9 protein-coding genes are annotated in these 14,681 nt (G+C 68.2%); 3 read left to right on the top strand and 6 right to left on the bottom strand.

Annotated elements, in window-relative coordinates:
- The 5 genes from EP7_RS07970 to EP7_RS07950 all read right to left on the bottom strand — a co-directional run bounded on the left by EP7_RS07970 (position 1) and on the right by EP7_RS07950 (position 7,956).
- Positions 1–1,380 carry a hypothetical protein gene (locus EP7_RS07970; protein ID WP_463527310.1) on the bottom strand — a complete coding sequence of 460 codons (1,380 nt, stop codon included), beginning with the start codon at positions 1,378–1,380 and terminating at the stop codon, positions 1–3.
- Positions 1,377–2,603, bottom strand: a complete 1,227-nt coding sequence (locus EP7_RS07965; protein WP_463527309.1) for a hypothetical protein — start codon at positions 2,601–2,603, stop codon at positions 1,377–1,379. Before EP7_RS07965 ends, EP7_RS07970 begins: the two co-directional genes overlap by 4 nt.
- 41 nt (positions 2,604–2,644) lie before the next feature.
- Positions 2,645–4,048: a hypothetical protein gene (locus EP7_RS07960; RefSeq protein WP_463527308.1), complete on the bottom strand. Its 1,404-nt coding sequence runs from the start codon at positions 4,046–4,048 to the stop codon at positions 2,645–2,647.
- A gap of 171 nt (positions 4,049–4,219) precedes the next feature.
- A complete protein-coding gene (locus EP7_RS07955) occupies positions 4,220–6,082 on the bottom strand; it encodes a M20/M25/M40 family metallo-hydrolase (protein ID WP_463527307.1) in 1,863 nt (620 codons plus the stop codon).
- Positions 6,083–6,231: 149 nt separating this feature from the next.
- On the bottom strand, positions 6,232–7,956 hold the full coding sequence (locus EP7_RS07950) for a hypothetical protein (RefSeq protein ID WP_463527306.1): 1,725 nt from the start codon (positions 7,954–7,956) through the stop codon (positions 6,232–6,234).
- A 191-nt stretch (positions 7,957–8,147) separates the two neighbouring features.
- Between EP7_RS07950 and EP7_RS07945 the strand changes: the two genes are divergently transcribed.
- Complete coding sequence (locus tag EP7_RS07945) at positions 8,148–9,452, top strand: MFS transporter (protein ID WP_463527305.1); 1,305 nt, start codon at positions 8,148–8,150, stop codon at positions 9,450–9,452.
- A 15-nt stretch (positions 9,453–9,467) separates the two neighbouring features.
- On the opposite strand, the gene EP7_RS07940 is transcribed toward EP7_RS07945, so the two are convergent.
- Complete coding sequence (locus EP7_RS07940; RefSeq protein WP_463527303.1) at positions 9,468–10,016, bottom strand: GNAT family N-acetyltransferase; 549 nt, start codon at positions 10,014–10,016, stop codon at positions 9,468–9,470.
- Positions 10,017–10,333: 317 nt separating this feature from the next.
- Between EP7_RS07940 and EP7_RS07935 the strand changes: the two genes are divergently transcribed.
- Together EP7_RS07935 and EP7_RS07930 are read left to right on the top strand one after the other, a co-directional pair.
- The gene (locus EP7_RS07935; RefSeq protein WP_463527302.1) at positions 10,334–13,180 is read left to right on the top strand and encodes a DUF1553 domain-containing protein; all 2,847 of its coding nucleotides are present in this window, start codon (positions 10,334–10,336) and stop codon (positions 13,178–13,180) included.
- A 38-nt stretch (positions 13,181–13,218) separates the two neighbouring features.
- On the top strand, positions 13,219–14,667 hold the full coding sequence (locus EP7_RS07930; protein WP_463527300.1) for a DUF1501 domain-containing protein: 1,449 nt from the start codon (positions 13,219–13,221) through the stop codon (positions 14,665–14,667).
- The last annotated feature ends 14 nt before the right edge of the window (positions 14,668–14,681 follow it).

The following is a 14,681-nucleotide window of genomic DNA, read 5'->3' as shown; positions in this document are numbered from 1 at the left end:
TCAGGGCATCGGGAGGTCGGCGAACTCGAACGGAACCTCGGTCGAAACCCCAACGACGCGGGCGTAGATGAGGCGGACCGGCGGCTTTTGGGGTTCGGAACCGGGGCGGATCGAGGCCAGACCTGGGTTGGCGATCGTCTTCAGGGTCAATTCGACGGGTCCAGTCTGCACGATCAGAGGATTGACGGGGACGACGGGCGTCGACATGAGTGGCAGGGGTCGGCCGTCGGCGTCGAGCAGGAGGAGGCACTCTTCTGCCCTGAACGGCGGGTTGAAGCCCGACAGCGAAGCCTGCCTTCGGCCTGCGGAAACCGCGGGCCGGGGCTGGGTGGCCCCGAGGATTGACAGCCGGACGACCGACTGCGGGCCCCCCGATTGGACGGAGATCACGCGAATCGATACGCCGCCGAGCGTGTGCTCTCGCTCGGGAGGGGCGTCGAGCGGGATCTCGAGCGTGTCCCCCGTGCGCGCGATCGCCTGGATCGGGGCGTATCCCCTGACGCGTCGGATCGCAGTACCTGGACGCTCGGGAAGGTGCAACGGGATCGCGTCCTCGAAGGAGGCATCGCCGCCTACCTGGAGCGGTTCGAGGTCACGTGCACGGAGGCTCTTCCATGAGGGAGATCCGGAGTTGGGGAAGGGACGCGCGGTGAGATCCTGGCCGAGGTCGTCGATCGCCTCGATCACGACGGCGGGGCCTGAGGGTGTGGGGATGATCCCTGGCTCGGCGGCCACCTCGATCGTGGCGGTCATTGAGCCGACGGGCCTCGAATCGGTCGCTTTGGTTGCCAGGGTGGTCCGTCGCTCGCGTTCGAGACGCTTTAGACGCACGCGATAGGGGCCGGCGTAGGAGGTGGGCGGTGTTGGCCTGTCCTCGTCGGCGAGCACGATCGAGGCGCCGTCATGGTGCAACTCGCCGAACGCTCCGGCGACTTGGGCGACCTTACCGGCCTGGCCGAGCCGATCGAGGGCCTCCCAGAAACCGACACCTGGGTCGGTTTGAAGCGTGACCTTGCGAGACCGCTGAACCGCCCCAACGCCCCGCCGAAGCTCGATCCGATAGCCCGAGGAGCGTGCCAGCTCGCCCACGGCATCGGGCAGTGGGGTCTCTCGCAGGTCGAGGCGAACCGGGGTTGCGCGGAGGAGCCGCTGGTCCTCGATCAGGTCGATGAGCGACCTGGCCCGGACCTTGGCCTCCGGCGGGGCAGTGGACTCGAACGTCCTGAGTGCGTGGAGGGCCGACTTGCCCCGTTCCTCGATGGCACCCGCGGCTTCGAGACTCACCGACTTGTCGGAGGCGGCGAGGCCGGCGAGATCTCGGTCGATGCTGGGGGCTTGCGCGAGGAGGCAGCATGCCAGGAACGCTGGAATCGCGGTCATCGATCGGCACCTCGCGGGCCCGGCGCCGGGCCGAGCGGGATGTCCTTGAACTCGAAGGGGAGGTCCCAGCGGGCCCGTTCCAGCTCGTAGGTACGTAATTCGGTCGGCAGCCCAGCCTCGGCGGAAGCACCAAAGGTCAGGCCGAGTCGAAGCTCGTCGGCCGATGCCGACATGCTGACGGTCCGGCCCTTCGCCCGCTTGCCCTGCGCATCGAGGGCCTCGACGGCCAGGGAGGCATAGCCCATCAAGCGGCCGAAGGACTCATCCCTCGCCTGGTTGGTCGAGGCCGGCTGTGGACCATCGAGCTTGAGTGTCAGGTGGAGGTCGACTTTGCGATCGCCGTCGAAGGCCACCTCGCGGACGGTGAGGGCGGCCCCTCCGAGGGGGATCGTCCGCCCTTTGGCATCGGCGAGCTTGACAGTGACCGGGTCGCGAACGGACCTCGCGGCGACATCCAGCGGCAGCTTGCCTGCGATCCGGGCGATGACGCGTCCGGGTTGATTCGCGGGGATCTCCAGCGGAATCTTGAGCAAGCCGCCGAGCTCGCCCAGGTCGAGGCCCCCCGGCGGAGGGGGCAGGCCATCCTTCGACACGCCGGGGCTGAGCAGCGTCTGGCCCCGCTCATCGACGGCCACCAAGGAATGAAGGGGCCCAGCTTGCAGGCAAAGGCGGCCGGGTTCCGGCGTGACCATGATCTCGACGTGGACGGGACCATCCGGGACGGGCAACAACGAGGGGTCGGACGGGGGTGGGACCGGGCCTGTTGGCAGGGCCGGGGTGGGGGGCGAGACGAAATTCAGCTCCCCTTGCTCGATGAGCGTGAGCGGCCCCAGCCGGAACGCGCCGACGTAAACGGTGGCCGAGGACTGGGCCGGTTCTCCCTGGTGAGTCAGCCTAATCTCACGCTCCTGGGGGGCCAGCGGCTGGCGTGACGCGTTGGAATATCGGCTGATCGAGGCCGTCTCGCAGAACCGGTCGAGGGCCTCCAGCAGCGAGACCGGCCCGGGGACTTCCAGGGTGATCGTGCGCTTCTTCCAGCGGCCATCCCTGGGATTGTCCTGGACCAGGCTGAGGCCCGCGCGGCGGCCAAGCTCCTCGGCGGCCTCGCCGATGGGGCGGTCGCGGAAGTCCAGGGTGAGCACGGTCGCCTTCGCCGGGACGGGGATGGCGTCGTCCGCCGGGGCGAGCGTCAGGACGAAGGCGGCAAGCATCGGTCCGAGCATCGAAAGGCCTCCGGCCTGGGGGATAGGCTGATCCGGCCGGTTCAGGGCATCGGCAGGTCGCGGAACTCGAAGGAGACCTCGACGGTCGTCCAGACGTGTGTCTCGAAGCGAATCTCGGTCGGGAGCCCGATGCCGGGGGCCGGGTCGAGGACCCAGTGGCAGCGGCTGACCAGGCCCTCGGGGCGTGAGGTGAAGGCGTTCAGTCGGCACCGCTTGCCGTCGGCGTCGCGGACCTCCACGCGGGCGGGATCCACCAGCAAACCCGCGCGACCGGGGCCGCTGCCGGGTCGATTGGGGATCCCAGGTATCGACGGCCGCGGAGGCCCTCCCGGCTGGCCGGCCTTGGGCCAGACCGAGAACTCGATGGTGGTCCGCTTCGTTTGCTGGTCGACCTGCACGGAATGGACCTGCATCGCGGTGTCGTCGTCCTGGACGACCTTGCCCAGGCCCTCCGTCAGTGAGGCAATCAGGGCATTGGGCCGACGGCCTGAGATGACGACGGGGATCATCCCCTTGAGCCGTTTGATGGTCGTGCCCTGGGTCTCCGGGTAGACGAGAGGAACCTGCATCGAGCCGATGGACGTGTCCCCGGGGCCGATCGGCAGACCCTGGCCGGGCTCGAGCATTGGTCTGACGCCGCCCGTCGAGGTTGGAGAGCTCAGGGCCTGGCCGCGGTCGTCCTGTCCCTCGACGTCCTGTGCCGGCCCCACCTGAGCGATGTTCATTCGGGGCTCGACCGCCACCTGGATCATGGCCTGGAAGCGGTCGGTAAGCAGTGGCTCGGGCTGGGCGGTGCCCGGTGGCCCCACGGGGGCCGGGAAGGCCACCTCCCGGCTCCGGTGCAGGCCAGTCAGGCTGACGAGGAAGGCTCCGTCAATCGACGAAGGGGCCGGAGCGACCGTCGTGGCCATCAGGGCAAGCAAGGGCGAGCCTCGGTCTTCGGGCCGGCCGTTGCCGGCCATCTGGCGGAACCTCCATGCGTCGCCGGGCGCGATGCGCAGGCCCCCGACCTTGCAGAGGCGGTTGATGGCCTCCCAGAACAGGACCGGTTCGGGATCGACCAACTTGACGATGGTGGTCTTCCAGTTGGGGCTGCTCTCCGGCTCCAGCAAGATCCGGACGCCGGCCCGTTGCCCCAGGGTGCGTGCCACCTGCTCCAGCGAGGCCTGCTCGAAATCGAGCAGCAGCTTCGTCGGGGCCGAGATCCTGGTGGCCTCCAGGGCATCGAGAAGGGCGGCGACGCGGGCCCTCGCCTCAAGGTTGGACGTGTGCCGGGCGGCGAGCAGGGCCGGGATGGCGTCGGGCCCAAGCGCCGTCAGCGCGGCGGCCGCGGCCTCGCGGTCGGCCAGGCGTGGGGCGCCCAGCCTTGCCACCAGGGCCTCGGGCTCGCCGGGGCCGACGGCCAGGGCGAGGGCGGCGACCAGTCCCACGACGATCGGATGCACCGGGGTCGGTCCTCCCCTTCGGGCCGGAGCTGGGCGGCCAACCCGCCGCCCGCGGAAGGCCCCAGCATAGCCGAGACCGCCGGCGACGGGGAGCCGCCAGGCGGTCCCGGGTTCGTTTCGTCATGGCGGTTTGCCCTCGAAATAATGGACGTTAGTCCAGTTATTGGAGGGTCACTTGACGACCTCGATCGCCTTGCGGGGGAGCTTCTCGTCGCGCTGGGCGGTGTTGTAGATGAAGGCGGCCATGACGACGGAGGCTTGTTTCAGGTCGTCGGCCTGGGCCCGGTCGTAAAGGTCCTGGTTGGAGTGGTGGGTGCGGGTGTCGTATTCGACCGGGTCCTGGATGAACTGGAAACCGGGCAGGCCCAGACCGTCGAAGGCGAGGTGGTCGGTGCCGCCGGTAGTGGCGCTGGTGATGGTGGCGGCGCCCATCTCACGGAACGGGGCGAGCCAGGGGCGGAAGATGGCTCGGGTGGCCTCGTTGCCTTGCAGGTAGATGCCGCGGATCTTGCCGGTTCCGTTGTCCAGGTTGTAGTAGGCCGAGAACGTCTCGTGTTCGGGCTTCACCTTGACCTTGGGCGGAGCACCGCCACCGCCACCGCCGAAGCCCGGCGAGGGGCCATCGACCTGGCCAAAGTGCTCCTTGGCATAGGCAAGTGAGCCGAAGAGCCCCTGCTCCTCGCCCGACCAGAGTGCGACTCGGATGGTGCGCCTCGGCTTCAGGTCGAGCGCCTTCAAGATCCGGGCGGCCTCCATCGCCACGGCCACGCCGGCGGCGTTGTCGGTGGCGCCCGTGCCGCTGTGCCAGCTGTCCATGTGGCCGCCGAGCATCACGACTTCATTCTTAAGGTCGGTCCCGGGGATCTCCGCCAGGGTGTTGAAGCCCATCAGCTCGTCGTCTTCGTGGAATTGCACCGACAGGTCGAGCGTGACCTTGAGCTGCTCGCCCTTCTCGATCATGCGGATCAGGCGGTTGGCGTGCTCCTTGGCCAGGGTGACCTGCGGCGGGATCTTGGCGTCCTTGTCCCAGGCCGACGGGCGCTTGGCGTCGGGACCAGCGTTGGCCGGGCCGGGATTGGGGACGCTCGCCTGAGCGACGAAGATGGTGCCGCCGTCTCCCTGGGGGCTGGAATCGAGCAGGGCGATGGCGCCGCTCTCCATGAGGAAGGCCATCTTCTTGCGGTTCAGCTCGCGATCGGCGCGCATCCCGGCCATCCGGTCGGGCACGCTCGGCTGGCCCGCGACGGCGGTGCCGGTAGCCGGTCTGTTGGGCCCGCCGGGTCCGTCGGCGCGAGGGCGACGCGCGGCGGGGCCGTCGGCGTTGGCCAGGGTCAGCAGCTCGGCGTCGTCGATCCGGTGTCCCAGAGGCTGGAACCGGGCGGGGACCTCGCGCGGGCCGCTCACCAGGACGATGGCCCCTTTGAGCTTCTCGGCATACTTGGAGAAGTCGGATTCGGTCTTCACGTCGAAGTAGACGAGGGGCGCGGTGACGGGGGCGTCGAATCCGGGCGACCAGGCCTTGGGATAGGCGATCAGGGGGATGCACTGGGGATCAGACACCTGGATGCTGAACCGCTTGAGGGTCCAGCCTCGGCCGAACGGTCCCCAGGGTTCGAGGTGGGCATTGACCAGGCCCCACTCGGTCATCTGGTCTCGGGTCCACTCATTGGCCCGCTTCATGGCCGGCGATGCGGTGAGCCTGGGGCCGATCACGTCGGTCAGGTGGCTGAGCGTGGCCATGACCTGCGACCGTTCGAGCCCTTCCTTCTTGATCCGCTCGATCGGGTCCTCGTCGGCCTTGGCCTGGTCCTTAGCAGTGTCCGCGGCCTTCTTGGCCACCTCGTCGGCCGTCTCCTGCTTCACCGGCCCGGGAACCTCGGCCTTCTTCGCCGGGTCATCGGCTTTCTTGGCCGGCTCGTCGGCCTTGGGGGCGGGTTCCTGAGCGACCAGGGCGAGCGTCGGGAGCCAGAACAAGGCCGAGCCGAAGGCCAGGGCGAGCATGGCTCGGGGCAGGCGAACCGGGAGACTTGACATGAAGGGGCAACTCCGAGAGTGCGGATCGAAAGGAGGGAAGGGTGCCCGCGACATGGAGAGAACCGCGCGAGAGGTCCCGGACTTCCATCTTATCCGGGTGCCGATTCCGATGCACTTGGGTCTCGCGGTTGAGCCAAAGCGATGCGCATTTAGGGGATCAGGAGGGTGATGGAGTGGGGTTCGAAGGTGCAAGGCTGGTTGTCTGGCTGGATCCGAATCTGGGAGACGGCCTGGCCGATCCAGATGGTCATTTCCTGGTTGTCGCCCGTGGGTGTGGCCCAGTTGGAATAGCGGCGATCTTCAGAGAAGCCGGCCTGCTGGTCGTCGCGCCAGGAGAGTTGGAACCTGGCCGGTGTGCCCGCCGGATTGCGGTGCGAGTAGCGGATGCGCACCCCCGCGACGACTTGCGGCGCTTCGAGGACATAGACGAGTTGCGGGTCGACCCCCTTGATGATCGCCTTGCCGTCGAGCCATTCGGCCATTCGGAGGGAGCTTGGCCGGACGGGAAGCTCGACCTCTCGATACGACGGGTCGTCGCGCATCGCCCGGAACGGCTCGACCCCGTCGGCCTTGAGCATCAACAGGAAGCGGTGGAGGCGGTCCTGCGAGGGGTGGAGGAACGGTGTGTACTTGCGGGTGAGCATCGACGGCGGCATCCCGGCCTTCAGGTCGCGGGTGAAGGTCTCGGATTGCTCGCGGAGGGACCGGCCGTGCTCGAGTGCCGCCTGGGCTGCGGGCCAGGTGAGCAGGCAAAGGAGGGTGAATAACGCCATCGGCATCAGGCGACTCCACCGGGGCGAGCCGCAGGCCACGTATGCGAGCGCGGCGGCACCCCAGGCGGGGGCGGCCATCGTGACATAACGGTCCTGGAATCCGGCCATCGGCCCCATGCCGGCCCGGCCAAGGCCAACTCCCAGCGCCAGGCTGAACGTCCCCGCCAGGTAGGCCGAGATCGCCAGGAGTCGCGGCCCTGCGGCCGGGTTCCTGCGGACTCTCAGGAGAGGCAGCATGAATGCCGTGAGCAACACCCCCGATGCCAGCCAGCCCGACCAGGGCCAGAAGGTCGACGCGCCTGGTCCCAGTCCCCCGGTCAGGAATTGAAGCGAGGCCCGCAACGCTTCGGTCATTGAACCGGCCGAGTCGTGCTGGCCGACGGATCGATAATCGCGGAAGTAGAGCACCGACAGGGCCAGCGCCGGGGAGACCAGCAACGCCGCCAATAGCCCTCGGCGCGCCCGATCGGCAGCCGTCATCGCAAAGCCGACGGTCCAGGCCGAGAGCGCGGGCACATAAGCCAGGCCCGTCGCGCCGCAGAGGGGGAGACTGGACAGGATCAGGGCCGAGACCAGCAGCCTGCGGATGGTCGGGGGGCCCGGAGCGTCCAGCATGATCGCCAGCCAGAGGCCGGCGAGCGCCGTGGGCAGGATGAACGCGAACTGGATGCTCCAGAGCATGTTGGCGTGATGTCCGAATCCGAGAAGAAGCAAGGGGAAGAGCGCGTCGCCGTAGCTCGTCCGGCCGCGTAACCGGGCCGCCAGACGCACCCACACGCCAGTGAGGAGCGTCAGAGTTGCCAGGCTCAAGACCATCCCCGCTCGGAAATCAATGCCGGACGCGTGACAGGCCGCGACCAGGATCAGGCGAGGCAGCGGCAGGCGATGCTCGTTGGCCAGAGACCAGAGCCAGCCGACGGAGAGGGGCTCGACGCCTGTCAGCACCGGGACGATGTGAAAGTCGTCCCAGATCGGCAGTCTCGTGGCGTCGAGGGAGATGAGGGTGAGCCAGGCGGAGCCGAGCAGAGTGGCGATGCCCAGGATGAACGCCGAGGCGCCTGGCTCCTCGGTTGCGGGATCCACGGTTGAGCTCAACGCCACTGCGCAGCCTCCTGTCCTCGGCTTCCTCTCCGACTTGCCGCCCGCCACGCCATTGAACCGCAATCGGCCCGGCCTGGGAAGCGACCGGGCGAGCTTGACGGCAGGCATGGCCGCGGCGAATCATCTCGGGGTCGGCCGGCCTCGCCGATTCCACCGCTCCAAGACACAACGGACCCACGAGACCCGCCCGGATGCCCGCCGAAACGACCTCAGCCTCGCCGACTCACGCGGCGCACGATCCCTACTCCGCCTTGAGAGCCGTCGATTGTCGCCGCCTGATCGTGGCCAACCTGGTGTCGTCGCTCGGCATGCAGATGCAGACGATGGTCGTGGGTTATGACCTGTATGGCCGGACAGGATCGGCCATGTCCCTGGGCTGGGTCGGCCTCGTCGAGTTCCTGCCGGTCGTCCTGCTGGTGATCCCCGCCGGGCACGCGGCCGACAAGTATGACCGCAGGAAGATCATGATCCTGGCGCAGTCATTGATGATCGTGGCCTCGCTGGGGATGGGCTGGCTGTCGTGGACGAGGGGCTCGATTCTCCTCATCTATGTCTGCCTCGGCCTGACGGGAATTGCCAGCGCCCTGCTCAGGCCGTCAAGGGCGTCCCTCCTGCCCCGGCTGGTGCCGGCCGAGCACTTGCAGAACGCGGTGACCTGGAACACCAGCGGCTTGCAGATCGCGTCGGTCTCGGGCCCCGCCCTGGGCGGTCTGCTCATCTACCTGACCGGACAACCCGCGGCGCTCTACCTGCTGGATGCCCTCTGCGGGATGAGCGTGGTCGCCATGCTCTCGCGGATGACGCCCCAGTTCGTGCCGGGGGCGGCGAAGAAGGCGACGATGGGCTCGTTGCTGGCGGGGTTCCGCTTCGTGCGGGACACTAAGCTCATCCTCGCCTCGATCACGCTCGACCTGTTCGCCGTGCTCCTGGGCGGGGCGACGGCCTTGCTGCCCATCTTCGCGCAGGACATCCTCAAGGTCGACGCTCGCGGCTTCGGCCTACTGCGCGCGGCCCCCGCGGTCGGTGCCCTGGTCATGGCGATGATGCTGGCCCATCGGCCGCCGATGCGCCACGCGGGAAGGGCCTTGCTGGGATCGGTGGCGGGCTTCGGCCTGGCGACGGTCGTCTTCGGCCTCTCGCGCAACCCTTATCTGTCGTTCGCCATGCTGCTGCTCGTCGGCGCTCTGGACAACGTGAGCATGGTTGTCCGCTCGACCCTGGTGCAGACCCTGACCCCCGACTCGATGCGCGGCCGGGTCTCGGCGGTGAACAGCCTGTTCATCGGCTCTTCCAACGAGCTCGGAGCGTTCGAGTCGGGCCTGACGGCCAAGCTGTTCGGCCCGGTCGCCTCGGTGGTCGGAGGAGGGATCGGCACGCTGCTGGTGGTCGTCGCCGCCGACACCATCTGGCCCCAGATCCGTCGGCTCGCCCGCCTGTCCGACGCTCTCCCTCCCTCGGCCATCGCGGAAATGTCCGAGATCCCCGAGCCGGTCTGAGGCCACGTCGTCCGTTCAGGCGGGCCGCCTGATCCGGTAGAGGACGTGCCGGCGCAGGGGGTGGCCCTCGGGGACATTCGGGTGATCGAAGTCGTCGGCCTCAAACCGGGTCATGCCCAGTCGTTGCATGACGGACTGCGAGCGGACATTGGCGGGCACCGTGAACGAGACGATTTCGTCCAGTCCGAGCCGGCCGAAGGCATCGAGGATGACGGCGCGGGCGGCCTCGATGGCGTAGCCCTTGCCCCAATGCTCGCGGGCCAGCCGCCAGCCGATCTCGACGCAGGGGGTGAAGGAGGTCTCGAACCGGGGGATCAGCAGGCCGACGTAGCCGACGAGGGGGGAGATGCCGGGAACCTCGACGGCCCACGGGCCGAATCCGTGCTCTTCATGATGGGTGATGAAGCGGTCGACCATCGCGTCGCTCTGGTCGCGGGTGAGCGCGGCAAGGAAATACTCCATCACGGCGGGGTCGGCGTTCAGGGCCGCGTAGGGGGCCCGATCTTCGTCCCGCCAGGGACGTAAAAGCAGTCGCTCGGTCCGGAGGTGTTCGGCCGCATTCAAAGGGAGATCCTCCTGAAAATCGGTCGAGATGCGAGAACCGGTCGAAGCGTCGGCCCGCACAACGCTTGCCGACGATGATACCTGTCGACGTCGGGCATTCACGGGTGTAGAATCTTTCGTTAGCCCAAGTTGCACGGGCGCATCCGCGATGCGCCTCCGACGATCAACCCGCCCCCGATCCCCCCGAACCTCCGCCCGCGTGCCGCCCCTCGACCGGACAATCTCTCCACGACTCCCCTTGCCTTTGCACGCGGACTGTTGAACGATTGCTTGACGGGTTCGCCCAGTCGGACCCGTCGCCCCCCGAGGCGATTGCCATGCCGCGTTCCCGACCTTGCCGGACCGCCGATTGGTCCTGGGTGATCCTTCCCTGGACGATCGCCTGCGTCTCGCTCCTCCGGGCGAGCCCGGCCGCTGCCGACGCTCCGGCTGTCGCTGCCGAGGCGGCCGATTTCTTCGAGACGCGCATCCGGCCGATGATCTTCGACCGCTGCGTCTCGTGCCACGGGCCGGACAAGCAGGCGTCGGGGCTGCGGCTCGACTCGCGCGAGGCGATGCTCGAAGGGGGCCTTGAAGGGCCGTCGGTCGTCCCTGGAGACCCGGACGCCAGCCTGATGGTGCAGGCGGTGCGGCACATTGGCGACTACAAGATGCCTCCCAAGGGGGGCAAGCTGGCCGACCAGGCCCTGACTGACGTGGCCGCCTGGGTCAAGATGGGCGCCCCCTGGCCCGTGGCACCCGCGGCCAGCTCGGCTTCGGACGTGGATCCTAGAGCCTCGCACTGGTCGTTCCAGCGAGTGACCGATCCCCCCCTGCCCGCTGTCAAGCGTACCGAACTGGTCTCCAACCCGGTCGATGCCTTCTTGCAGGCGAAGCTGGAGGCCAAGGGCCTCGTTCCCGCCCTCGAAGTCGACCGCCGGACGCTCCTTCGACGCGCCACATTCGACCTTCACGGCCTGCCGCCGACGCCCGAGGAGGTCGATGCCTTCGTCTCCGATCCCTCGGCCGACGCCTACGGCAAGGTGATCGACCGCTTGCTCTCCAGCCCCCGTTATGGAGAGCGCTGGGGCAGGCACTGGCTCGACGTCGCGCGCTATGCCGACACCAAGGGCTATGTGTTCGTCGAGGATCGCAACTATCCGTTCGCCTACACCTATCGCGATTACGTCATCAAGGCGTTTAACGACGACTTGCCGTACGACCGATTCCTGACCGAGCAGCTTGCCGCCGACCTGATCCCGTCCGACGGCGACACGAGCAGGCTCGCTGCGATGGGCTTCCTGACGGTCGGCCGTCGGTTCCTGAACAACAACGAAGACATCATCGACGACCGGATCGACGCCGTCACACGCGGGATGCTCGGTCTGACGGTGGCCTGCGCCCGCTGTCACGACCACAAGTACGACCCGATCCCGACGGCCGACTATTACTCCCTCTTCGGCGTCTTCGCCTCGTCGGAAGAACCGAAAGAACTGCCCGAGATCCGGACCCAGGCCAACAGCGCCCAGATCGACGACTACCGGTCCCAGCGAGCCAAGTTGAAGGGAACGCTCGACGCCTATGCGACCGAGTTGCGTGGCAAGGTCGAGGGAGACTTGCGTCGGGATCTGGCCGGATACTGGGCTGCCTCAAGAGCCCTGGACTTCCACCGCGATCATCCGCAGCTCGACGCCGAAGGGCGTCGCCGGAAGCTGCCGCCCCCGCGGCTGAAGCTCGCCGCGTCGCGTTGGGCGGAGATCCTCAAGGCGACCAAGGACGCCAAGGATTCGCCTCTCGCCCCCTGGCACGCACTGGCCGCCCTGCCGCCGGCCGAGTTCGCCGCCCGCGCCCCGGGACTGCTCGACGAGTTGGCCCGCACCCAGCCATTGGCCCGCGCCCTTCGAGGCGTGATACCGCCCAGGACTCTGAACGAGGCCGGCGATCGGATGGGCGCGGCGATGGTGGCCGCCCTGCAAGGCGGACCCGACGCGGCCTTCGCCCGCGCCGTTTCCGACTCCTTCGGCCTGCCCGCGCCTGCCCCGATCAACGATGCCGAATGGGAGCCGCTCCGACTGTTCCTGGTCGGTGAGGCCGGCCCGATCGTGACGCCGCCCGGCGCCGATGTGCGTGGGGCCGATCGTGCCGAGCGCGAAGTCCTCAAGAAGAAGCAGCAAGCCGTCACTTCGCTCGACTCCACCCACCCCGGCGTGCCCGCCAAGGCGATGGTGATGGTCGACCGCCCGCAGCCGGTTCAGCCCCACGTCTTCCTGAGAGGCAACGCCGGCCGGCCCGGCAAGGAAGTTCCCAGGCAGTTCCTCCAGGTCCTCTCGGGCCCCGACCGCAAGCCATTCGGCAAGGGGAGCGGGCGGCTGGAGCTGGCGCAGGCCATCGCTAGCCCCGACAACCCGCTGACGGCCCGCGTCATGGTCAACCGGATCTGGACGCATCACTTCGGCGCCGGCCTGGTTGCCACCCCCAGCGACTTCGGCCTGAGGAGCGACGCCCCCACCAATCCCGAGCTGCTCGACTGGCTGGCCAGCCGGTTCGTCCAGGGGGGATGGTCGGTCAAGAATCTGCACCGGATCATCCTCACCTCGGCCGCTTACCGGCGTTCGAGCGACGGCACGGACGCGATGGCGGCCGCCGATCCCATGAACCTTCTGCTTGCCAGGCAGAACCGGCGACGGCTCGACTTCGAAGGGCTGCGCGACTCCTTGCTGGCGGTCGCCGGCCGCCTCGAGACGGGGGTTGGCGGCCGAGCGGTCCCCTTGACGGTCGAGCCGTTCGCCACGAGGCGGACGGTGTATGGGTTCATCGACCGGCAGAACCTCGACGGCGTCTTCCGGACCTTCGACTTCGCCAGCCCCGACGCCAGCTCGCCGCGTCGGTTCGTGACGGTCGTCCCGCAGCAGGCCCTCTTCCTGATGAACAGCCCGTTCGTCTCCGAGCAGGCCCGCCACCTGGCCGCCCGGCTGGATGCGGAACAACTGACCGACCCGGGCGCACGCGTCGACCGCCTCTATCGGCTGGGGCTGGGCCGACTTCCCGAGACCGACGAGCGTGACCTGGCCCTGCGGTTTGTGCAGGCGCGACCCGGCAAGAGTCCCGTCGCGGGCGGGCTCTCGGGCTGGGAGGCCTACGCCCAGGCGTTGCTCCTGACCAACGAATTTTCGTACGTCGATTGATCGAAGCTCGACCGATCGCCCCAGGCGGACCGAGACCCATGCCCCACCTCCCGCTCTCGCTCGACCAACGTCCCGTGACGCGCCGCGAGCTGCTCTGCCGCAGCGGCATGGGCTTCGGCGCCCTGGCCCTGGGCGGCCTGATGGCCGAGTCGGGCCTGATGAGCTCGGCCCGCGCCGCCGAGAGTACCACGCCCCTGGCCGGCAAGCCGCCGCAGTTCGCCCCCAAGGCCAAGCGGGTGATCCACCTGTTCATGAACGGCGGCCCGTCGCATGTCGACACCTTCGACCCCAAGCCGCAGCTGACGAAGTACCACGGCAAGCCGCTGCCGACGACCCTGTCGACGGAGCGCAAGACCGGCGCCGCGTTCGGCTCGCCCTTCTCGTTCAAGAAGTACGGCAAGAGCGGCATCGAGGTCAGCGAGATTTTCTCGAAGACGGCCGAGCACGTGGACGACATCTGCGTGATCCGGTCGATGCACGCCGACGTGCCCAACCATGAGCCGTCGTTGATGCTGATGAACTGCGGGGACGCCCGCCAGGCGCGCCCGAGCGTCGGCTCCTGGGCGCTTTACGGCCTGGGAACCGAGAATCAGAACCTCCCCGGGTTCATCGTGATGTGCCCCGGCGGCATGCCCATCGCGGAATCGCAGAACTGGCAGGCCGGCTTCCTGCCCGGGATTTATCAGGGGACCTACCTCGACACGAATAACACCGACGTCGAGAAGCTGATTCAGCATATCCACAACAAGGGCCTCTCCGGCAGCGACCAGCGCGATCAGCTCGACCTGCTGCTGGAGCTGAACCGCAAGCACCGCGAGCGCCGCCAGAAGGACGCCGAGCTGGAAGCACGCATCCAGTCGTTCGAGCTGGCCTACCGGATGCAGTCTGAGGCGGGAGACGCCTTCGACGTGGCCCGCGAGCCCGAGCACATCCGCACCATGTACGGCGACGGCCTGCAAGGGCGTCAGCTGCTCACCGCCAGGCGGCTGCTGGAACGCGGCGTTCGATACGTGCAGGTCTGGCACGGCGCCGGCCAGCCCTGGGATAGCCACGACGACATCGCCACCGAGCACAGGCGGCTTGCCGGCGACTGCGATCAGGCGATCGGGGCCCTGCTCAAAGACCTGAAGCAGCGAGGGATGCTCGAAGACACGCTCGTCCTCTGGGGGGGAGAGTTCGGCCGGACCCCGACGGTGGAGCTACCGACTCCGGGGGCAAACGCCGGCAAGATGAACGGTCGCGACCACAACCACTACGGATTCAGCATGTGGATGGCCGGCGGCGGCGTGAAGGGGGGCCACGTGCATGGCGCCACCGACGAGTTCGGATTCGCCGCGGTCGAGGACAAGGTCCACGTCCACGACCTCCACGCCACGATGCTGCATCTCCTCGGGTTCGACCACGAATCGTTCACCTATCGCTACGCCGGACGGGACTTCCGCCTGACCGACGTGCATGGCAAGGTCGTCAAGTCGATCCTCGCCTGAGCTGCGAACCGACT

The organism is Isosphaeraceae bacterium EP7 (genome assembly GCA_038400315.1).
GTDB lineage: Bacteria > Planctomycetota > Planctomycetia > Isosphaerales > Isosphaeraceae > EP7.
This window is presented reverse-complemented; position numbering and strand designations above follow the sequence as displayed.